Annotated in this window: 19 protein-coding genes and 2 pseudogenes; 12 read left to right on the top strand and 9 right to left on the bottom strand. The window is 72.4% G+C overall.

Features of this window, described 5'->3' with window-relative positions; genetic code table 11:
* Positions 1-11: 11 nt before the first annotated feature.
* On the bottom strand, positions 12-1,100 hold the full coding sequence (locus O7610_RS30285; protein ID WP_281555479.1) for a lactonase family protein: 1,089 nt from the start codon (positions 1,098-1,100) through the stop codon (positions 12-14).
* A gap of 149 nt (positions 1,101-1,249) precedes the next feature.
* Between O7610_RS30285 and O7610_RS30280 the strand changes: the two genes are divergently transcribed.
* From O7610_RS30280 to O7610_RS30270, 4 genes and pseudogenes are all read left to right on the top strand, one after another.
* Positions 1,250-1,918, top strand: coding sequence for a GntR family transcriptional regulator (locus O7610_RS30280; RefSeq protein ID WP_289212395.1), 669 nt, complete (start codon positions 1,250-1,252; stop codon positions 1,916-1,918).
* A pseudogene (locus O7610_RS30955) lies at positions 1,915-2,109 on the top strand (hypothetical protein); the annotation flags it as partial. The gene O7610_RS30280 and the pseudogene O7610_RS30955, both read left to right, overlap by 4 nt.
* 24 nt (positions 2,110-2,133) lie before the next feature.
* The gene (locus O7610_RS30275; protein ID WP_502959065.1) at positions 2,134-2,655 is read left to right on the top strand and encodes a heterodisulfide reductase-related iron-sulfur binding cluster; all 522 of its coding nucleotides are present in this window, start codon (positions 2,134-2,136) and stop codon (positions 2,653-2,655) included.
* 135 nt (positions 2,656-2,790) lie between these two features.
* Positions 2,791-3,159: pseudogene (locus O7610_RS30270) on the top strand (LUD domain-containing protein); the annotation flags it as partial.
* Between the two features lie 130 nt (positions 3,160-3,289).
* Here O7610_RS30270 and O7610_RS30265 read toward each other — a convergent pair.
* The 4 genes from O7610_RS30265 to O7610_RS30250 are packed head-to-tail and all read right to left on the bottom strand — an operon-like array spanning position 3,290 to position 7,187.
* Positions 3,290-3,892, bottom strand: coding sequence for a GTP-binding protein (locus O7610_RS30265; protein WP_278167549.1), 603 nt, complete (start codon positions 3,890-3,892; stop codon positions 3,290-3,292).
* Positions 3,873-4,259: a DUF742 domain-containing protein gene (locus O7610_RS30260; protein WP_281553712.1), complete on the bottom strand. Its 387-nt coding sequence runs from the start codon at positions 4,257-4,259 to the stop codon at positions 3,873-3,875. Before O7610_RS30260 ends, O7610_RS30265 begins: the two co-directional genes overlap by 20 nt.
* Positions 4,249-4,647, bottom strand: coding sequence for a roadblock/LC7 domain-containing protein (locus O7610_RS30255; protein WP_281553711.1), 399 nt, complete (start codon positions 4,645-4,647; stop codon positions 4,249-4,251). Before O7610_RS30255 ends, O7610_RS30260 begins: the two co-directional genes overlap by 11 nt.
* A 23-nt stretch (positions 4,648-4,670) precedes the next feature.
* Complete coding sequence (locus O7610_RS30250; RefSeq protein ID WP_281553710.1) at positions 4,671-7,187, bottom strand: sensor histidine kinase; 2,517 nt, start codon at positions 7,185-7,187, stop codon at positions 4,671-4,673.
* Positions 7,188-7,512: 325 nt separating this feature from the next.
* Between O7610_RS30250 and O7610_RS30245 the strand changes: the two genes are divergently transcribed.
* The 3 genes from O7610_RS30245 (at position 7,513) to O7610_RS30235 (ending at position 9,204) form a co-directional block, all read left to right on the top strand.
* Positions 7,513-8,127 (top strand): hypothetical protein, encoded by a 615-nt coding sequence (locus O7610_RS30245; protein ID WP_281553709.1) that lies wholly within the window; start codon positions 7,513-7,515, stop codon positions 8,125-8,127.
* 11 nt (positions 8,128-8,138) lie between these two features.
* Positions 8,139-8,741, top strand: coding sequence for a hypothetical protein (locus O7610_RS30240; RefSeq protein WP_289212394.1), 603 nt, complete (start codon positions 8,139-8,141; stop codon positions 8,739-8,741).
* 151 nt (positions 8,742-8,892) lie between these two features.
* The gene (locus O7610_RS30235) at positions 8,893-9,204 is read left to right on the top strand and encodes a hypothetical protein (RefSeq protein ID WP_281553707.1); all 312 of its coding nucleotides are present in this window, start codon (positions 8,893-8,895) and stop codon (positions 9,202-9,204) included.
* A gap of 113 nt (positions 9,205-9,317) precedes the next feature.
* On the opposite strand, the gene O7610_RS30230 is transcribed toward O7610_RS30235, so the two are convergent.
* The gene (locus tag O7610_RS30230; RefSeq protein ID WP_289212393.1) at positions 9,318-11,117 is read right to left on the bottom strand and encodes a glycoside hydrolase family 6 protein; all 1,800 of its coding nucleotides are present in this window, start codon (positions 11,115-11,117) and stop codon (positions 9,318-9,320) included.
* A gap of 473 nt (positions 11,118-11,590) precedes the next feature.
* On the opposite strand from O7610_RS30230, the gene O7610_RS30225 reads away from it, so the two are divergent.
* The 5 genes from O7610_RS30225 to O7610_RS30205 are packed head-to-tail and all read left to right on the top strand — an operon-like array spanning position 11,591 to position 18,403.
* Positions 11,591-12,448, top strand: coding sequence for a glycosyltransferase family 2 protein (locus tag O7610_RS30225; protein ID WP_281553705.1), 858 nt, complete (start codon positions 11,591-11,593; stop codon positions 12,446-12,448).
* A gap of 3 nt (positions 12,449-12,451) precedes the next feature.
* A complete protein-coding gene (locus tag O7610_RS30220) occupies positions 12,452-13,414 on the top strand; it encodes a glycosyltransferase family 2 protein (RefSeq protein WP_289212392.1) in 963 nt (320 codons plus the stop codon).
* Entirely contained in the window at positions 13,411-14,724 is a 1,314-nt protein-coding gene (locus O7610_RS30215; protein ID WP_289212391.1) for a glycosyltransferase family 2 protein, read from the top strand. Before O7610_RS30220 ends, O7610_RS30215 begins: the two co-directional genes overlap by 4 nt.
* Positions 14,721-16,076 carry a lipopolysaccharide biosynthesis protein gene (locus tag O7610_RS30210; protein ID WP_289212390.1) on the top strand — a complete coding sequence of 452 codons (1,356 nt, stop codon included), beginning with the start codon at positions 14,721-14,723 and terminating at the stop codon, positions 16,074-16,076. Before O7610_RS30215 ends, O7610_RS30210 begins: the two co-directional genes overlap by 4 nt.
* The gene (locus tag O7610_RS30205) at positions 16,073-18,403 is read left to right on the top strand and encodes a hypothetical protein (protein WP_289212389.1); all 2,331 of its coding nucleotides are present in this window, start codon (positions 16,073-16,075) and stop codon (positions 18,401-18,403) included. Before O7610_RS30210 ends, O7610_RS30205 begins: the two co-directional genes overlap by 4 nt.
* 30 nt (positions 18,404-18,433) lie before the next feature.
* Here the strand turns inward: O7610_RS30205 and O7610_RS30200 are convergent, their stop codons facing one another.
* From O7610_RS30200 to O7610_RS30190, 3 genes are all read right to left on the bottom strand, one after another.
* Positions 18,434-19,366 carry a glycoside hydrolase family 16 protein gene (locus O7610_RS30200; protein ID WP_289212388.1) on the bottom strand — a complete coding sequence of 311 codons (933 nt, stop codon included), beginning with the start codon at positions 19,364-19,366 and terminating at the stop codon, positions 18,434-18,436.
* The gene (locus tag O7610_RS30195; protein ID WP_281553699.1) at positions 19,363-20,229 is read right to left on the bottom strand and encodes a polysaccharide deacetylase family protein; all 867 of its coding nucleotides are present in this window, start codon (positions 20,227-20,229) and stop codon (positions 19,363-19,365) included. Before O7610_RS30195 ends, O7610_RS30200 begins: the two co-directional genes overlap by 4 nt.
* Before the next feature lie 91 nt (positions 20,230-20,320).
* Positions 20,321-20,740: a cold-shock protein gene (locus O7610_RS30190; protein ID WP_281553698.1), complete on the bottom strand. Its 420-nt coding sequence runs from the start codon at positions 20,738-20,740 to the stop codon at positions 20,321-20,323.
* Between the last annotated feature and the right edge of the window lie 402 nt (positions 20,741-21,142).

The following is a 21,142-nucleotide window of genomic DNA, read 5'->3' as shown; positions in this document are numbered from 1 at the left end:
CCGCACAGTCCTCAGAAACCCGGCAGGACGCAGGTCGGCGTCGGCGCCGCAACCGGGTCGCCGACCGGGGCCGGCACCCCGTCCGACGGGTCGATCCCGAACACGCCCACCGAGCCCGACCGCTCATTGGCGATGTACAGATGGTCGCCGACGATCGTGAAGTGGCGCGGCCAGTGGCCGCCGGTGGGCACCTCGGCGAGGTACCTCGGCTGGTCGGGGGCGGCCAGGGAGAAGACCGCGACGGTGTCCGGGCCACGGTTGGCGACGTAGAGGTACCGGCCGCCCGGCCCGACCGCGATCTCGGCGGGCTGCGCCCCTCCGGCCGCACCGGCGGACGACTCGCTCGCCGGCACCCGGGCGCGCTCGGTCAGCCCGCCGGCCCCGTCGATCTCGTACGCCGTCACGCTGGCATCCAGCTCCCCCACCAGATAGGCCCACCGGCCGTCGGGGTGCCGGGCGAGATGCCGAGGGCCGCTGCCCGGCGTCGCCGCCACGGCCGGGTCCGGCTCGGTCAGCGTGCCGGTCGCCGGGTCGAGCAGGTAGCGGTGCACGGCGTCGGTGCCCAGGTCGACGACGTACAGTCCGGCACCGTCCGGGTCCGGGGAGACCATGTGGGCGTGCGGACCCGCCTGCCGGTCGGGTCGCGGCCCAGTGCCCGAATGTGCCTGCAGATCGGTACGCGGTAGCAGCGCCCCGTCGTCGTCGACCGGATGCACCGCGACGCTGCCGCTGACGTAGTTCGCGCTGACCAGATGCCCACCCGTCGCGGCGAACGCCAGGTGACACGGGCTCGACCCGCCGGTGGAGCGACTGCCCAGCGGACGCAGCCGGTCGCCGTGCACCGACCAGGCACTGACGGTGCCCGCGGCCAACTCGTTGACCGCGTACAGCACCGGACGGTACGGGTGCCGGGCGAGGAACGACGGCGAGGCGCACTCGGCAGCCAGCGTCGGCTCGCTGAGCTGGCCGGTCGCCGGATCCCGTCGGGCGACCATCACCCCGGCCCCGTTCCCACCGCCCTCGGCCGTGTAGCAGCCGAGGTAGATCGTCTCCGCCGCCGGATTCAGCTCCACTGCGCGCACCGGACTCCCTTCCGCCATCCGCGTCGGCCGGGCCGGGCCGGAGCCCGGGCCGCCGGCGTCGGACACTCGATTCAACTCGAGCGATCCTATAGGATCTTTGATCTACCCGCTGCCGGGCCAAGCAACCAGGTCGACAGCCCGCAGGTCGAGCACCGAGGAGGGGTCCCGTGCGGCCAGCGCGTCGTCTCACCCTCACCGATGACGTGTACGAGACCGTCCGCGCCCAGGTGATGGACCACGTGGTCGCCCCGGGCGCCCGGATCAACATCGACGCCCTGGCCCGCGACCTGCGGGTCTCCCCCACCCCGGTGCGCGAGGCGCTCGCCCGGCTGGAAGCCGACGGGCTGGTCCGCAAGCGCCCGCTGGTCGGATACACCGCCACGCCGCTGCTTACCCACGACGAGTTCGACGAACTCGTCGAGATGCGGCTGATCCTGGAGACCGCCGCCGCCCGACGGGCCGCCGCCCGGTCGGCGACCGCCGAGCCGGCCGGCCTCGAACTGCTCCGCGGGGCCGCCGACCTGCCCGGTCCGGTACCCGGCGCGCAGGGCTACGCGAGTATCGCCGCCTTCACCGCCCAGGACGCCCGGTTCCACAACCTGCTCGCCGAACAGTCCGGCAACCGGATGCTGCACGACGCGGTCGTCCGCCTCAGGCCGCACCTGCACCTGTTCCGGCTGCACTTCCCGCCCACCCACTACCGCACCAGCGGGGCCGAGCACCACCGGATCGTCGACGCGGTGGCGTCCGGCGACCCGGACCGGGCGGAGACAGCGGTGCGCGAGCATCTGCTCGCCGCCCGGCAACGCCACCTTTCCTTCTTCCGGCAGGGCTGACCGATGCGTGTCGCACTCTTCGTCACCTGCCTCAACGACGTGCTCTACCCGGGCACCGGGCGGGCCGTCGTGCAGTTGCTGGAACGGCTCGGGCACACCGTCGACTTTCCACTCGACCAGGCTGCTGCGGGCAACTGCACGGCAACAGCGGGTACCGGGCCGAGGCGATACCCCTGGTACGCCGGTTCGTCGAGACGTTCCGCGACCATCCGGTGGTGGTCGCGCCGTCCGGTTCGTGCGTGGCGATGGTCCGCGACGCGTACCCGCGACTGGCCGCCGACGACCCGGCGCTCGCCGCCGCGGTCGAGGAGCTACGACCCCGGGTGTACGAATTATCCGAACTACTGGTCGACGTGCTCGGCGTCACCGACGCCGGAGCCGCCTTCCCGCACCCGGTCAACTACCACCCGAGCTGCCACGGGCTGCGAATGCTGCGGCTGGGTGACCGGCCGCTGCGGCTACTGCGTGCGGTCCGCGGGATCGACCTGATCGACCTGCCGGACGCCGAGGAGTGCTGCGGTTTCGGCGGTACCTTCGCGATGCGCAACGCCGCTGTCTCCAGCGCGATGCTGGCCGACAAGTGCCGGGCGGTACGCGGCACCGGCGCCCACTACCTGGCGGCGACCGACAACTCGTGCCTGGCGCACATCGGCGGCGGGCTGACCCGGTCCCGCAGCCCGGTACGGGCGGTGCACTACGCGCAGATCCTGGCCGGCACAGCGGAGGAGCCGCATTGACCAGCACCAACGCCAGCACCGGCACGTGACCGCCCGGTTGCCGTTTCCCGCTGCGGCGGCCCGCGAGCTGGACAATGCCCACTGCGCGCCAACCTGCACCGGGCCACCCGCACCATCCGCGGCGAACGGGAACGGATGGTCGCCGAGCTGGCGGGCTGGGAGGCGCTGCGGGCCGCCGGGGCTGCGGTCAAGGACGACGGGCTGGCCCGCCTGCCCGAACTGCTCGCCGAATTCGAGGCGGCGGCCACCGCCGCGGGGGCCCAGGTGCACTGGGCACGGGACGCGGCCGAGGCGGGCCGGGTGGTGACCGACCTGGTCCGACGGACCGGCGCAGACCAGGTCCTCAAGACCCTCGCGGCGGCCGGCATTGAAGCTATCGAGACCGACCTCGCCGAGCTCATCGTCCAGCTGGCCGGGGACACGCCGTCGCACATCCTGGTCCCGGCGATCCACTACAACCGGACGCAGATTCGGGAGATCTTCGCCCGCCGGATGCCCGGCGTCGATCTAACCACCCTCACCGACGACCCGGCGGCGCTGGCCGAAGCGGCCCGTCGCCATTTGCGGGGGCGGTACACGGGCCGCGCCGGCTGGATGTCGTGCTGGTCGACACCGGCCGGCACCCGGCGGCAGGTCAGCCCGCCGGCACCGGCTGACCACGCAGGTAGGCCACATGCTCGACCAATGCGATCAGCACCGTCTTGCCCGAGCCACGGTTGCGGGCGTCGCACAGCACGATCGGCACATCCGGGTCGAGGTCGAGCGCACGGCGCACCGAGTCCTGACTGAACTGCTGCGCCCCCTCGAAACAGTTGACCCCGACCACGAACGGCGTGCCCCGCTGCTCGAAGTAGTCGACCGACGGGAAACAGTCGGCGAGCCGACGGGTGTCGGCCAGCACCACCGCACCGAGCGCGCCGAACGCCAACTCGTCCCAGAGGAACCAGAACCGGTCCTGACCCGGCGTACCGAACAGATAGACCTGCAGATCATCGTTGATGGTGATCCGGCCGAAGTCCATCGCGACGGTCGTGGTGTTCTTGCCCTCCACCCAGGACGTGTCGTCGGTGCCCAGGCTGGCGCTGGTCAGCACCTCCTCGGTCTGCAGCGGCCGGATCTCACTGACCGCGCCGACCAGGGTGGTCTTCCCGACGCCGAAACCGCCCGCGATGAGTATCTTCAGCGCGAGTGGGACCCGCCGGGAGGGCTGATGCCGGTTAGAGCGCACGGAGTCCATTGACCACCGCCTTGAGTATGTCGTCGTGGGGGTGAGTGGCCGAAGCCGGGGGTTCGTAGAGGGCGATCAGTCCGGCGGCGAGCAGGTCCCCGAGCAGGACCCGGACCACACCGAGCGCGAGATCGAGGTCGGCCGCCAGGTCGGCGACCGAGACCGGCTGCTGGGCCAACCCGACGATGCGCCGATGTTCCGGCTGCAGCGCGACCCTGCTGTCGGCGCCCTCCGGGGCTTTCGCCACGACGAAGGCCAGCAGGTCGAAGGTGGCGCCGGTGGGCTGCACCCGGCCACCGGTCACCGCGTACGGACGGACCACCGGGCCGGCGTCGGAGTCCAGCCAGTCGTGGGGTCCGGCCGGGTCACCCCGCATCGGATTGCGCCGCAGGTGTCCGGCTCGGCGTGCTGAGAGTCTGCCCGACCCGGGTGACCAGCATCGCCATCTCGTACGCGATGAGGCCGATGTCCGCATCGGCGGCGCTGAGCACCGCCAGGCAGGCCCCGTGCCCGGCCGCGGTGACGAACAGGTACGCCGACTCCATCTCGATCACGGTCTGCCGTACCGGGCCCGACCCGAAGTGCCGGCTGGCACCCTTGGCAAGGCTCTGGAAGCCGGCGGCCATCGCCGCCATGTGCTCGGCACCTTCCCGGGTCAGCCCTCGCGACGCGCCCATCAGCAACCCGTCGGCGGACAGCACGACGGCCTGCTGCGCGGTCGGGACCCGCTCGACGAGATCGTCGAGCAGCCAGTCAAGGTTCATCGCATGCCGCATGGTGTGCACAACTACAGCTCCCTCTCCGACTCTTCCGTCGCCGGGGGCGGCAGCACCGCGCCCGGAGGCGGAGTCGCGGTGCCCCGGACCGAGCCGGGCGACCCGGTCGGGGACGGTTCCGATGCCACGGAAGCCGGCTCGTCGCCGGAACCGGGGGTGCCGTCGCCGGCCGGCGGCACCGGGCCGCCGTTGACGATCGGCGTCGTGTCGCCGGTACCAGCCGGCTGGCCGGCCGCCGGCAGGCCGGCCGCCTGCCGGCCCCGGGCGGTTCCCGCCTGCAACGCGGACATCAGGGACCGCACCTCCTGCGGGGAGCGCTGCGGGGCTTCCCGCAGCGGCTGACCGTCGGCCCCGGAAGAATCGGATGTCTGGCGCAGTTGGGGCGCCAGGCTGGACTGGCGTACCCGGCGCGGCAGGCCGTCCTCGGTGGTCGCGCCGGCGCCGCTGGACCGCCGGGTCGGCAGGGTGGTGGGACGGCGTCGGGCCGGCAGCTGAACCCCGGTCGGCTCCGCTGCGGGCTCGGGGCTCGGGCGGAGGGTGGCCAGCGCGTCCGGCGCGGGAGTCTGCCGGACCGTGGTCAGTGCGGTAGGTGGCCGACCGGACGGCAGCGCCAGCACCTCGGACTCGGGCACCACCAGCTCCGCCGGGATCAGCGTGACGGCGGTGATCCCGCCGAACGGTGACGGCCGGAGCCGGACCCGTACGCCGTGCCTGGCCGCCAACTGGGCGACGACGAACAGGCCGAGCCGGGCGCTGTTGTGCGGGTCGAAGTTCGGCGACTCGGCGAGGCGCTGGTTGGCGTCCTCGATCAAGTCCGGTTCCATGCCGAGGCCTCGGTCCTCGACCTCGACCGCGTACCCGTTGGGCAGGCTCTGCCCGATAACGGTGACCCGGGTCTGCGGCGGGGAGAAGGACGTGGCATTCTCGATCAGCTCGGCCAGCAGGTGGATGACGTCGCCCACGGCCCGGCCGGCGACCGCTGCGGCCTCCACGGTCGTGACGTGCACTCGGGCGTAGTCCTCGACCTCGGAGACGGCGCCCCGGATCACGTCGACCATCGGCACCGGGTTGCGCCATCCCCGGCCCGGTGCCGCTCCCGCGAGGATCACCAGGTCCTCCGCGTGCCGGCGCATCCGGGTCGCCATGTGGTCGACCCGGAACAGGTCCTCCAGCTCCGTCGGGTCGGTGCTGCGCCGTTCCATCCGGTCCAGTACGGCCAGCTGCCGGTGCAGCAGCGTCTGGCTGCGTCGGGCGATGTTGAGAAACGTCTCGTTCAGCCCACGACGCAGCGCCGCCTCCTCGACGGCCGACCGTACGGCGGTTCGCTGCACCTCACTGAACGCGTGCCCGACCTGGCCGATCTCGTCGGTGCCGTACTCCAGCGGTGGGGCTTCGGTGACCACGTCGACGTCCTCGCCACGGCGTAGCCGGGCGACCACCCCGGGCAGCCGCTCGCCGGCCAGCTCCAGAGCGGCGGCGCGCAGCCCGGTCAACCGGTGGATCAGCGACCGGCCGACCCGCAGCGAGATCACCACGGAGACGATCACCGCGGCCAGGCCGACCAGGCCGGCCCCGGCGAGTCGGGCCAGAATGGCGATCGCGGTCGGCATGCTGCGTTCGGCCAGCGCGTCGGCGGCGAGCAGCTCGAAGTCGCGCAGCTGCTCCTGGACCAACTGGTAGCTGCCCCGCCAGCGGGACTCGGATACCGGCAGCCCGTCCTCAGTGGGCCCACCGGCGATCAGCGTGTCCTGCATCTGCCGTAGCCCGGTGTAGTCGTCGCCGGCGGCGAGCTGGTGGTAGGCCCGGCTGTCCGGGTCGGGCAGCTCGGCCACCGCCCGGTCGAACAGCAACCGCTGGTTGGCGACGGTCTGCACCAACTGCAGGTGGCCGGCGGAGGTCAGCTCACCGGCGGCGAAGGCCCCGGCGAGCAGGGCATCGGTCCGGCCGAGCAGGTCGCGGCCCAGCCCGATGTCGGTCAACGCCCGCGCCTGGCGGTTGATCTCGTTGTCCGGCAGCCCGGCCAACGCCCCGAACATCTGAAACGCGGTGTCGACGATGCCGCTGTAGAGGCCCAGCGCGCCGGCTGCGTCCATCTCCCGACGCTCGATGAACCCCCGGCCGGACGGCAGCAGCTCCAACTCGGACAGGGTCGCCGCGATCCGCTCGTCCAGCACAGCCGGATCCGCCGGCGGTTCGTCGCCGCGAGCGGAGCGCCGGAACTCGTCGACCGCCGCGTCGGTGGCCTCCCACTGGTCGCGCAACTGCTGCAGGTCACCGGCGCGCAGCGCGTTCTGCCCCTCGGCGCGGGACAGATACACCACGGAGAGCCGGCGTTCCCGCTGCAACTCGGCCACCACCGCCTCACCGGGGCGGCCGACGTCGTCGAGCAGTGCCTGGGCGCCCAGCAGGCTCAGCGCCGGGCCGATGGTCAACGACGTCGCGAAGATCCACAGCGCCAGCAGCGCGGCGATCGGGACAGCGACCAGCGCAACGATCTTCGAGCGGATCGACCAGTTGCGGGTATTCATCAGACCTCGCCGGCGCGGTGGTGGCTGAGCTGGCGCGGCGGATGCGAACCGACCGATCCGGGTAAGCGGAAGGTCAGTCGTGTCCGGCGCCTCCGGAAGGATACGTAATTAACGGCTCAGGCACTACCAGAGGCACTCAGCGGTCGATTGTGGGCACGGAGCGTACCGAAAGCGGCAGCATCCACGATCGTCGTCGCGACCTGCAGCGGACCATCCCGGCGAGCGATCCGGATCAGATGCCGACGAGATCGTCAAGGAAATGTGACAAACCTGGATTGAGATTCCGGGTCGAGCGGGAATACCAGGGTGAGAAGGAGGAACAACCATGTCGCCCATCGAGATCGTCCTCATCGCCGCCGTACTTCTCGTCGCGCTCGCGGCGCTCGCCCTGCTCGGGACCCGGTGGCGGCGGCGCCACGACCTGCGTGGCACCTTCGGTCCGGAGTACGACCGGGTCGTCGCCGAGCAGGACAGCCGCAGCGCCGCCGAACGCGAGCTCCGGCAGCGGGAACGCCGGCACGCCGAGTTGACCCTGACCCCGTTGGCTGAGACGTCCCGCGCCCGTTACGCCGCCGCCTGGGCCGACGTACAGACCCGGTTCGTCGACGCACCCGGCGCCGCGGTCGGCGACGCCGACGAACTGCTCACCCGGCTGATCGCCGAGCTCGGCTACCCGACCGGGGACTACGACGAGCAGGTGGCTCAGCTCTCCGTGGAGCACGCCCGTACGCTCGGCAGGTACCGCGAGGCGCACGAGATCCATCTGGCCAACGAGCGCGGGGAGGCGAGCACAGAGCAGTTGCGTCAGGCCGTGGTGCACTACCGGGCGCTCTTCGCCGAACTGCTCGGGGAGGACCCCGTGCCCACCTCGACCGCGACCGAGCAAGCCTCGACCCCGACCGAGCAAGCCTCGACCCCGACGGAAGCTTCGACCCGCTGAGGAGAGACATCATGACCCGCACCGATCAGTGGCACGACGAACGTACCGAGGTCATCACCCCGCACGGCGGACCGGGCCGTCCGGACGCCGGTCACGACCGCGACGGGTACGTGGACCCGGACCGTACCGAGGTCGTCTCCGGCATAGCGACGCCCGACCGGGACGAGCCGGTCCACCACGAGCCGGTCGAACAGCCGACCGCGTTCGGCGCCGCCACCGTCGGCGGCGCGGTCGCGGCCTCCGCCATGGCCGGCCCGGAGCGCCTGCACGAGCCGCGCGACCCCAGCGACGACGACACCGTACGGGTGGGCGACGGCGGCGAAGCGCAGCAGACCGGGCAGCCGGAGCCGGCGGGGATCTTCGCGGCGGAGCAGGCGGACGCGTTCCGGGACCGCTGGCGCGACGTGCAGCTGCGTTTCGTCGACGACCCGCACGCCGCGGCGGACGAGGCACAGAACCTGGTGACCGAGGCCGTCGAGGCGCTCACTGTGGCGTTGACCGCGCAGCGTGACGAACTCGGCGGGTGGACCGACGCCGGTCCGGAGGACACCGAGCAACTGCGGATGGCGGTCCGCCGCTACCGGGATCTGCTGGACCGGGTGCTGTCGAACTGAGCCGTCGCCAGAACCTGACCCTACCGATCTCTGTGACCTCCGGTGCCAGTTGCGCCGGAGGTCACGCGTTTTCCGCCGGCCGGTATCCGCGCATATCCGCCTCGGTCGCGGGTACCCGGTGAATCCACGGTTCGGACGGGAGGGGACGGCCATGACGGACCGCGAGGATGCGATCGGCCGGGTGCCGCTGGAGGAGGAACCAGCAGTGGCCGCAGCGGTCGAGGACGACACCACCGTACCGCTGCTGGTCACCGACCCGGACACCGAGCAGGACAGTCCGGACTTCCAACCCCCGATCGGCCAGTCCGGTCCGGCACGAGTACGGACCGGCGCCGAGCAGCCGTGGGACGCGGAGGACCTCGCGGTGGCCAAGGGTGGCGACGGCAGTCCGGAGCAGGTGGACCGGGCGCGCCAGGAGCTGGAACACGACGGTGCCGCAGCGATCGAACGCACCGTACCCTGACCTGCCGTGCCCTGACCTGGGCGCTGACCCGTCAGGGGCAACGGCCGAAATGGGGCGGGGCCCGGTGCCGTGTCCGGCACCGGGCCCCGCTCAGTGTCGAGCGTCCAGCCTTGTCACAGTGGCGGGTACGCGTTCGCCATCAGCTCCTGGAACTGAGCCGAGAACCAGTGCCCGGAAACCGGCGCGTTCGGCAGGGCACCACTCATGTTGTTGTTGTTCCGCGGGTTACCCGTGTACGTCGGGTCACACATCCGGTCGAAACCCTTACCCTCGTCGTTCGGGATCTCCCGGCTCGACCCGTCCGACTCACCCGGCGGCTTGATCCACACGTACGCGTCGATACCCGAAGCGGGCGCCGCGGTCGGACGCTCGCCCAGACCGGCACCCGACTGGTTGCACCAGTTGCCCTTCTGGAACCGCCGGTCGATCCGCGACTCGTCGACGCGGGTGTCCACATCGGTGGCGTTGCTCGGACCGGTCGGCCGCGCCGAACCACCCCAACCGTTACGCGACGTGTCGATCAGCATGCCGACACCCGACGGGAACCCAGCCTGCACCAACCGCTGCCGGAACGCCTGCGCGAACGACAGCTCGTCGTTGTAGTTGTTCCAGTCGATCCACGACGACTGGCGAGTGTTGCTGTCCACCGTGATGTACGGCTCCCGCAACGCCGAGTAGTTCGCCGTGTTCGTGATGAACCCGTGCACATCCGACGGCGACGCACCCGACGCGTTCGCCGCCTGCGCGATGATCTGCGCCGTCGGACCGAAGTTGTCCTCCCAGCCGATCCAGCCGTGGTGCCCGGCGTCGATGTAGTTGTACACGTTCGGCACGTCACCCAGCTGCGAGATCGCGTAACCGACACCCGTCACGTAGTTGCCGTTCGCCAGCATCACGTCACACTCAGGCGTCGCCGTCGGCCGGCTGCCCACGTTCGTGATCAGGTTCGGCAGCGAATCGATCTCGATCACCGCCACGATCCGCAGATTCCGGTACGCCGCCCGACCCACGATCTCCGCGATCGGATCGATGTACTCCGTCCGGTACGCGCCAATCTCCGTCGGACCCAACTCACCGTTGGACGCCAACGCCGCACAGTCGCGACCCGGCAGGTTGTAGATCACCACCTGGAAGACCAGCGGACGGCTACCGTTCGCCGCGTCCTGCCGCACCGCCTCGTCCAGATGGTCGGCCAGACCCATGTCACCCGTCGTCGGGCTGTTGTTGCCGTAGATCGCGCTCGTGCGGTCCAGCCACACACCCGTCGGCTCGTCCGCGATCCGGCTACCACCCGCCTCAGCCGCCGCGTTCGCACTCCAGATCGGGTTCACGTACACATCCGCGCCCACGTACGGGTTGTCCACCCGCGGCCCACCCGGCGGCGGAGACGTCGGGGGCGCCGTCGTCGGCGGCGGCGCGGTGGTAGGCGGGGCGGTCGTCGGCGGCGCCGTGGTGGGCGGGGCGGTCGTCGGCGTGGTGCCACCGTTGCACGCCACCCCGTTGAGGCGGAACACCGTGGGCGCGGTGTTGGTGCCGGAGTAGCTTGCATTGAAGCCGGGGTTGACGCTGGCGTTGGTGCCCAGCGAACCGTTCCACGGGGCGTTCCGAAGAGTCACCCGGGTGCCACTCTGGGTGAACTCACTGTTCCACGCCTGAGTGATCCGCTGGTTGCCGGAGTAGTCCCACTCCAGGGTCCAGCTGCTCAGCGGGTCACCGAGGTTGGTGACGGTCAGGTTGGCGGTGAATCCGGTGTTCCACTGGTTGACCGAGTAGTCGACACGGCACCCGGCGGCGGCGCTGGCCTGGGTGGCCGCGACGACGAGTACACCGGAGCCGAGTACGACCGCGGCGGCCGCGGACAGCCCGCGGCGCATCCGCGAGCGCCCGGCGCCGCGTAGTGGGTTCAGGTTCATGCGGAGTTGTCTCCTCGCGACATAACTGGTCGCCGGCGCATCGGCCGGGACCCTGGTGAGGTCGGTGCACCACCTGTCGTCGGACGGACGACTCGGCGGTCGGATCGCCGGCCGGAAGATCCGGTTGCCCTCGGCGAAACAGGTGTGCTTGGCTGGCTCCGCAGCGCCAATCGATCATCATCATGCCATGGGAACGCTCCCACCGCAACCGCCCGGAAACCTGCTGGTGATGGTTCCCCGCCCGGCGCGGCTCAGCGCACACGCCCGACATCACCTGGTGCCGGCTCTAGTCGAACCAACTACGCAACGGCGGATGTGACCCGGCCCACCGACCCGCGCGGCGCCCGAAATAACCGGCATATCAGGTTGTTGACCCCCGGTGATGGACCGCTAAGTCAGTCCGGGCGGCGCGCGAACGGCCCCGCGTCGTCTGGTGTCCCGCACCCTCCCCCCACCCCCCGGAGGACACCGGCATGTCCGTCTACGCCAGCACCCGGGTACACCCGACACCGCCCGCACCGCCGACCCGGCACGGCCCGCACCTGCCGTCGGTGACCGTCGTCATCCCCACCATCAACGAGGAACGGAACCTGCCGCACGTCTTCGCCCGGCTCCCCCGTGACGTCGACGAGGTCGTCGTCGTCGACGGCGGCTCGGTCGACCGCACGGTGCAGGTCGCCCGGGCACTCTGGCCTGCGGTGCGGATCGTCCAGCAGACCCGTACCGGCAAGGGCAACGCTCTCGCCTGCGGGTTCGCCGCCGCAACCAGCGACATCGTGGTCATGATCGATGCCGACGGGTCGACCGACCCGGCCGAGATCCCACGCTTCGTCGCCGCGCTGCTCGCCGGAGCCGACTTCGCCAAGGGTTCCCGCTTCCGCGCCGGTGGCGGCAGCCACGACATCACCCCGCTGCGCCGGCTCGGCAACGAAGGCCTCAACGGCATGGTCAACCTGCTGTTCGGCACCCGGTTCACCGACCTGTGCTACGGCTACAACGCCTTCTGGCGACGGGTGGTCCCAGCGCTGGACCTGCCCGACCCGACCACCCCCCGGCCCGCCGACGGCAGCAAGCTGTGGGGCGACGGTTTCGAGATCGAAACATTGATCAACGTCCGGGTCGCCGCCCACGGGCTGCGGATCACCGAGGTGCCCAGCATCGAGCACCTGCGGATTCACGGCGAGAGCAACCTCGACACGGTGCGCGACGGCACCCGGGTGCTGCGCACCATCCTCAGTGAGTTCGGCCGCGAACGCCGACTGCGCCGGACCCGCCGGCAGCACCGCCGGCAGCGGACCGCCACCGTACCGGTGACCGTCGAGGAGGGCTGAGCGATGCGTCCACCGACCGTCAGCGTGGTGGTCCCGACCCACCACCCGGACCGGCTCGCCGGGCTGCGTAGCGCCGTCGACTCCGTCCGCCGGCAGGATCTCGAGCCGGCCGAGATCATCGTGGTGGTCGACCATCACCCCGCGCTCGCCGACCGGATCAGGCGGGAGCTGCCCACGGTCACCGTGCTCGGCAACGCGTACCAGCGGGGCGTCTCCGGCAACCGCAACACCGGCGCCCGGCACGCCGGCAGCGACCTCGTGGTGTTCCTCGACGACGACGTCGTCGCCCACCCCGGCTGGCTGGCCGGACTGGTCGCCGCGTTCACCGACCCGACGGTGGTCGGGGCCGGCGGCGCCATCGAACCCGCCTGGGAACGGCACCAGCCAGGCTGGTTCCCCGCCGAGTTCCGGTGGGCGGTCGGCGGCTCGTACGCCGGCCAGCCGGTCCGACCCGGACCGGTGCGCAACGTCTGGTCGGCCAGCATGGCGGTACGCCGCGACGCGTTTCTCACCGCCGGCGGTTTCCGCACCGGCTTCGGCAAGGTCAGCAACCGGGCACGGCCCGAGGACACCGAGCTCTGCCTGCGGATGGCCGCGGTCACCGGCGGGCAGTGGTGGTACGTGCCGCAGGCGGTCATCTCGCACGGCGTACCCGCCACGCACAGCACCTTCCGCTACTTCCTGCGCCGCTGCTTCGCCGAAGGCCGCGGCAAGGTCATGATGGCCGGGCTACTCGACGGCGCGCCCAGCCTCGGCGCCGAGCAGGACTACCTGCGCCGTACGCTGCCCGCCGCGCTACGTCGGGAGATCGGCGCGACCCTGCGCGGGCGCGGCCACCGGCACGTCGCCCGGGCCGGCGCCATCCTCGCCGGCACCGCCGCCGCAGCCACCGGCGCGCTGACCGGACTCGCCGGCCGCGCCACCCAGACTCCGTCCCCACCCCCACCGATCGGAGCCGCACGATGAACCCGCGTACCTCCGTGCACCTCCCGGCCGGCACCGCGGACCGGATCCCGGCCACCGTCATCGACCTGGAAGTCACCGACCGGTTCCCGGACGTCCCCGGGACCGACCCGGCCGGCCGCCGGGTGGAACGCGCCTGGCTGCTGGTCCGGCAGTTCACCCAGCCGATCGGCGCGCTGCTGCTCGACGTACCGCCGCACGGGCTGACCGGCGCGGACCTCGCCGCCGCCGTCGACCGGGAGATCCCCCCGGCCGACCGGCCCGAACCCGGCTACCTGACCCGGCGGGCCGAGGTGCTCGACGACGCGCCGCGCATCACCGTGGTCGTCTGCACCCGGGAACGGCCCGCCGGGCTGGCCCGCACCCTGGACAGCGTGCTGGCCCAGCAGTACCCCCGGTTCCGGGTGCTGGTGGTGGACAACGCGCCGGTCAGCGACGCCACCGTCAAGGTCGTCGCCCGGGCCGCCGACGGTGGCGGCGCGACCGCCGACGGCAACGGAACACCAGTTGACTACATCCGTGAACCCCGGCCCGGGCTGTCGCACGCCCGCAACCGGGCGCTGCGCGCCACCGTCGGCGAGATCGTCGCCTGGATCGACGACGACGAGGAGGCCGACCCGCACTGGCTCGCCGAGATCGCCCGCGCCCTGGCCGACCACCCGCAGGCCGACGCGGTCACCGGAGCCATCGCGCCGGCCGAACTGGCCACCGACGCGCAGCTGTGGTTCGAACAGTACGGCGGGCACAGCAAGGGCCGTGGCTTCACACCGGACCTGTTCTCCCCGGCCACCGCGCACCGGCAGAGTCCGCTCTACCCGCTGCCGCCGTTCGGCGCCGGCGGCAACATGGCCTTCCGACCCGGCGTGCTGGAGCGCATCGGCGGCTTCGACACCGCGCTCGGCGCCGGCACCCCCGCGATGGGCTCCGAGGACACCCTGGCCCTGATGCAGGTGCTGGTCGCCGACGGCACCGTCGCCTACCAGCCCAGCGCCCTGGTCTGGCACCACCACCGCCGGGACCTGGCCGGGCTGCGCAACCAACTGGTCGGCTACGGCACCGGACTGACCGCCGCCTACACCAGCCTGCTACTGCGCGAACCTCGGCTGCTCGGACCGCTGCTGCGGCTGGCCCCGACCGCGCTGCGCGACACGTTCGGCGGCGGTGACGGGCAGCGGTTGGCCGGGCTGCGCGACGACTTCCCCCGCGAGCTGGTCGGCGCCAACCGGCGCGGGCTGCTCGCCGGGCCGGTCGCGTACCTGCGCAGCCGGATGGCCGCCCGGCGGCTGCGCCGTCGGATGCGGGGCTGGCCGTGACCGCCGCCGGCACGACCGTCCCGCCAACGGCGGCGGTGATGGTCCGCCGGCCGGCACTGCTGCGCAGCGCGGCGGCGCTGATGACCTCGACGGTGGCCAGCGCCGCGCTGGGGTTCGTGTTCTGGGTGGTGGCCGCCCGCTGGTTCGCGCCGGAGGCGGTCGGCCGGGCATCGGCGGCGGTGTCGGCGATGACGCTGCTGGCCGGGCTCGCCCAACTCAACCTGATCAACCTGTACGCGCGGTTCCTGCCCGGCGCCGGTCGGCACACCCGCCGGCTGGTGCTCGCCGGATACGCCGCGTCGGCGGCGATGTCCCTGCTGCTCAGCGGCGGGTTCCTGGCCCTCGGCATGGGCACCGGCATCATCGGCCCGGCACCGACGCAGCGGCTGCTCTTCGTCGCCGCCGTGGTCGGCACGGCGATCTTCTTCATCACCGACGGAGTGCTGACCGCGCTGCGGCGGGCCGGCAGCGTACCGGCGAAGAACGTGATCGCGTCCACCGCCAAGGTTGCGCTGTTGCCGCTGCTGGCCGGCACCGCCGCCGGTGACGGGATGCTGCTCGCCTGGTCGGCGCCGATGCTGGCGACCATGCTCGGGGTCAACTGGTGGGTGCTGGCCCGGCTCGCCCCGGCGCACGCCCGAAGCGCTCCGGAGGCGCCGGCTCCGGCCCGGCGGGAGCTGCTCGGCTTCGCCTCCGCCGAGTACGTCAACGGGCTGCTCACCAACGCGGTCGCGTACCTGCCGCCGGTGCTGGTGGCCAGCGTGCTGGGCGCCACCGCCAGCGCCTACTTCTACATCCCGTGGGTGATCGGGGTGGCCGGCAGCACCCTGCTGTGGAACGTCGTCACCTCGTTCGTGGTCACCGCGTCCAGCGACGCGGCGGCGGCCCGGGCGCACGTCGACCGGGCGGTCCTGCTGGTCGCCGCGGTGGTGCTGCCGGGTGCGGCGGTGCTCGCCGGGGCGGCCGGGCCGCTGCTGCGGCTGCTCGGCGGGCAGTACGCCGCCGAGGGTGCCGACACGCTGCGACTGATCGGGCTGTCACTGCCGTTCACCGGGGTGATCCTGCTCTACTGCGCGTTCGCGATGATGGAGAAGCGGATGTGGCCGGTGGTGACCGTGCAGTCGGTCGGCATCGCCGCGTTCCTGCTGGTCAGCTGGGTCGGGTTGCCCCGGGTCGGAATCATCGCGCCGGCGGCCGCGCTGTGTACGGCACAGGCCGCAGTGGCGATCGTGCTGCTTCCCGGGCTGATCCGCCGGTACCGGGCGACCGGCGACGCGACGAGCGCCCCGGCCTGGGCCCGACGTACCGCCGAGTCCGAGACCGTTACCGCCGACACCGGAGGTGCCGGATGACCTATCTCGCCCTGCGCCCCGTCCGCCCGCTCCCCCAGGCACCGGCAGCCGGGCCGGCCGTCGACACCGCGCCTGGTGTCCACACCGCGCCAGCTGTCGACACCGCACCCGACCCGCGTGCCGGCCGGACCGGTCAGGCGGGCACCGGTCTGGTCGTCGCGGTCCTGGCGCTGCTCGGTCTGGCAGCCGGCGGCCCGTGGCAGGCCCCGACTGCGGTCGCGTTCGCCGCCCTGGGCCCCGGTGCCGCGCTGCTCAGTCACCTGACCGTCCGGCCGGCGGCGACCCGGTGGGCGACGACCGTACTGGCCAGCCTGGCCGGTTACGCAGCCGTGGCCACCGGATCGGTCTGGGCCGGCTGGTGGCAGCCCAGGCTGGCCGTCGGCGCGCTGGCGGTGGCGGTGGCGGCCGTCAGCGCCGCCGGCCTGCTCCGCATCACGCGGGCCGGCCACGGCCACGGTTCCCGCCCCGGGCCGGTCCGACGGTGGCCGTACGCCCGGCGGGCGGGCCTCGCCGGGCGCCCGGCTGTCGCACGGCGGCCGCTGCTGGCGCATGCCGTGGTGATCGGTGCGGCGTTGGCGCTGTGGTGGATCGCGGTGTCCCGCACCGATGTGGCGCAGGTGGGCGGTTTCGGGCTGCTCGGCGCCGTCAGTCCGGTCTTCCTGGCCGCGCTGGCGCTCACCGTCGCCGGCTTCGTCGCCGCGCTCGCCGGGCTGCGGCCCACCGCCGACCGGCCTACCGCCGCCGACCGGGCCACCGGGCGCGGGCTGGCTGCCGCCGGCTACCTGGTGCTGCTGGTCGTGCTGCTGCACGGCACCACCCCGCTGCTGCTGGACCAACCGCAGTACGCCTGGACGTACAAGCACCTAGGGGTGATCGACCTCATCGCAGCCGGCAACCCGGTCGACTCGGCGACCGACATCTACCAGCAGTGGCCGGCGTTGTTCGCCGGTGCCGCCCAGCTCGGCGCGGCCGGTGGCATCGCCCCGGCGGCGCTGGCCGACTGGTCGCCGGTCTTCTTCAACCTGGCCGCCGCCCCGGTGCTGTACGCCATCGCCCGTACCCTCGCCGACGACCGGCGGGTGGCGTACCTGACCGTGTTCGGGTTCTTCGCGGTCAACTGGGTGGAAGAGGACTACCTGTCCCCGCAGGCATTCGGTTTCCTGCTCAGCCTCGGGGTGCTGCTGATCGTGCTGACCTGGCTGCGCTCGCCGACCGGTGGCAGCGCATCGGACCGCCGAGATGGACCGGACCGCCGGGTCCGGGGCTGGGCGACAGTGGCGGCGTTGGCGCTGCTGGCCGTGCTCACCGCCGCCCACCAGCTGTCGCCGTACCTGGTGGTGGCGCAGGTGGCCGTGCTGGCCGCGCTGCGGCTGGTCCGGCCCCGCTGGCTGCCGCTGGCGATGGGCGCGGTCGTGCTCGGCTACCTGCTGCCCCGGTTCGGGTTCGTGTCGGAGGCGTTCGGCGTCTTCGACGGGTTCGACATCTTCGCCAACGCCGCCGGCAACGCCGAGAGCTGGGGTTCGACCGGGCAGGCGTTCTCGGCGATCGTGGTCCGTACGCTCGCGCTGACCGTCTGGGCGCTGACCGTGCTGGCGGTGCTGGCGTACCGTCGCCGGCTGCGTACCGTGCTGGTGCCGGCGCTGCTGGCCGCCACGCCGTTCGTCCTGCTCGCGGCGCAGAGCTACGGCGGCGAGGCGATCTACCGGGTGTTCCTGTTCTCCGCGCCGTGGTGCGCCTTCCTGATCGCCCGCGCGGTTGTCGACCGGGCCGACCTGCGTCGGGTTGACCGCGCCGACCTGCGTCGGGTTGGCCGGCGTCGGCGGTGGCTGGGGCCGGTCGCGGCGGTGGCGGTCGCTGTGGCGCTCGGCGGCTTCGCCCTCGGTACGGTGCAGGGTCGGCACGGGCAGTTGGCCGTGGACCGGCAGACCGCCGACGAGGTGGCCGCCGCCCGCCAGCTGTACGCCGCCGCCGAGCCCGGTGCCACCATCGCCGTTGCCACGTCCAACTTTCCCAGTCGGCTGACGGCGGCGTATCCGGGGTTCAACACCGATGTGCCGGCTGGCGAGCCGGACCTGGTGGTCGGGGCGCAACTGCGCGGCGCCGCGCTGGACGGCGAGCACCTGCCGACGATCGAAGAGTTCCTCGGCTCGTTCGCCGGCGACCCGGCGTACCTGGTGGTCAGCGACGGTATGCGGCGGCAGTCCGACTACTTCGGCTACTTTGCGCCCGGGTCGTTGGACCGCCTGGAGCGGTTGCTCGACGGCCGGGACCGTTGGTCGGTCTTCCAGCGCAGCGACGACGTCACCGTCTACCGGTACGCCGGGTGACGGTGCCGACAGCGGACGCCCTGCCGGGCATCAGGCCGGAGCGTAGATGGCGACCCAGTCGATCTGGAGGTTGACCACGTCCGGTGTCGTCTCGTCCGGGCAGGCCTCCCAGGTGTGCCCGCAGTACCACGCCTGGCTCTGCAGAGCGAGCGCCATCGGCTCGTCGGGCACCTGTGCGCCGGTGACCGTCGCCCAGGGCTCGCCGTCCAGGGTGTAGACCAGCCGGTCCGGCGTCCACTCCAGACCGGCGGTGTGCCAGCGGGTGAAGTCGCCGCCGACGTCATGCCCGATCTGGTCGCCGGTCACCGGATGCAGCACCCCGTACATCCGGTCCCGGCCCTTGCCGTTGTCCTCGGCGATGTCGATCTCCGGCGGATAGACGTTGTCGCCCGGCCAGAGCAGCAGCGCGTACGCGATCCCGGTGCCCTGGTCCATCCGGAACCGGATGTCGTACCGGCCGTAGCTGCGGGTCACCGCCCGCCGATTGGACACCCCGCCGGTGACGTAGATGTTGTCCCGGCTGGCTTCCCGCCAGCCGCCGATGGTGAGCATGCCGGCGCCGACCGACACGTGGCCGGGGTCGAACCAGCCGCCCGGATCACCGTCCGGCTGCCCGGAGTAGGCGAACCAGTCGTCGCTCAGCTCGGTGCCGTCGAAGTCGTCGACGAAGATCTGCCGCCAGCCGGGCAGATCGCCGGTGGGCAGGGCGATCCCGGACGGGTTCGTCGTCCGGTCGCCGCCGGCCGTGGTGGGTGGCGGCCCGGCCGGCGGCGGTCCGCCGCCGGAGTCCGGCTGACCGGTCCCGTCGGGCTGACCAGGCTGGCTGGTCTGGTCGGGCTGGTCGGGTTGGTTGGCACGGTGCTGCAGTAGCGGAACCAGCACACCGAGGGTCAGGACCAGCGTGGCAAGGCCGGCCGCGACCGCCAGCAGGCCGCCGCGCCGCCACCAACGGCGGGCCGTCACGTCAACTGCCGGCCGGCCCGCCGGGCCACCCGCCGGGTCAACCGCCAGGCGGGCTGGGCCAGTCGTTTCGCCTGCGGCACCATCCGAGGTCCGCCGGTGCGGACCAGGTCGAGCAGCGCGGTGCCGTCGTGGTCACCGGTCGGCAGCAGCCGGGGTACGGCGAGCCGCCGGTCGCCCGGCCGGTACCGCCGTCGGCCCACCTCGCACGCGTTGTCGTGCCCGGCCCGGCGGACCGCCGCCCGGACCCGCCAGTCGTGGTAGCCGTGCGGGTAGCAGAACGACCGGACCGGGATGCCGAACCGCTGTTCGAGACGGTCCCGGGCGACGACGATCTCGTCCGCCGCCCGCTGCGGCGGCAGGACGTCGAGCGGATGGTGCAGCAGACCGTGCGAGCCGATCTCGACCCGGCCCGACCCGGCCACCTCGTCCAACTGGGTCCAGTCCAGCAGCGGGCCGAACTCGTCGGCCCACTGGCCCAGCCAGTCGGCGTACTGCCCGAGGTGCCCGACCGACGGGTAGAGGGTGGCCCGGGCGTTCGCGGCGTCCAGCAGCGGCAGCGCGCGGGTGAGGAAATCGGCGTACCCGTCGTCGAAGGTGAGCGCGACCATCGACGGAGCCGGCCGGTTGCGGTCGATCGCCGCGTCGTCGAGCAGGTCGAGCGCCTCGCTGAGGCCTACCATCCGATATCCGGCGTCGGCGAGCGCGGCGAGTTGCTCGGCGAACCGGGCCGGCCCGACGGCGAGTGACCGCAGCGGCCCCCGGGCCGCCGAAGTGATCGAGTGGTACATCAGCACGGGCAGCGCCGGTCGCGCGGCGCTCGGGCTTGCCGCGGGGCTGTACGCCGGAGGCTCGGACCCGGTCATCCGGGCTGTCTACCCGACCTGCGCGGGGCAAACCTGCTTTTCGCCCCTGCTCCTTGTCGGCCGTGCTCGGCGGTAGCGGGTGGTCGGGAAGTCAGTCGACCCAGCCGCACTTGCGGGAGAACCGCAGCAGGTGCCCACGCAACTCGACGATCTGCGCACCGGTGAGGTACGACGCGTCGGACAGCAACAGCTCGGTGATCCGCTGCAGGTACTCCGGCTCGGAGAAGATCTCGCAGAGCTCGTCGTCGCCGCCCTCGCCGGAAGCGCCCGCCGTACGACCGCCCGGGCCCCCGGTGGGAGCGGTGGCATCATCGATGATCTCGACGTCGTACGCTTTCGGCCCCCGGCCGCCGTCGATCACCTTGAACGACACGCGGGTGCCGGTAGCCACCCGGATTCCCCGTTGGGTCAACTCCCCGGCGTGGACGAAGACGTCGTCGCCACCGTCGTCCGGTGCGATGAAACCGTACCCACGGCCCTCGTCGAACCGCACCACCCGACCGACACCCATGCCAACTCCTCCTACCGAACCACCTCGGCCACCACCGGCCGTCGACCACCGAACTCGTCCGGACCAACCGCTGCCGCCGGAGCCGGGCCCGTCACACTCACCGACTTTGACAGTGTCGCACTCCCTCGCCGGCGAAGGGGGGCCGCCGGCTCGACCCGGTCCCGGTGGAACCCGCGACCCACCGCGACGGGGCACCACCTGCGGCCGGTCGAACCAGCCAAGGATCTCACTCGTAGGGCGCGTCACCGGCCAGCGACCCACCGACGAAGACCTCAGCGGGACCGGCCGAGTTCCCCGTCCAACAGCTCGAACAACTCCTCGGCGCTCGACGAACCCAACTCGTCGGCGGTCGACCCCGTCCTGTCTGGAGGTGGAGCCAGCCGTCCCGCCAACGCCTGCAGG

It is taken from the genome of Solwaraspora sp. WMMA2065 (assembly GCF_030345075.1).
Classification (GTDB): Bacteria; Actinomycetota; Actinomycetes; order Mycobacteriales; family Micromonosporaceae; genus Micromonospora_E.
This window is presented reverse-complemented; position numbering and strand designations above follow the sequence as displayed.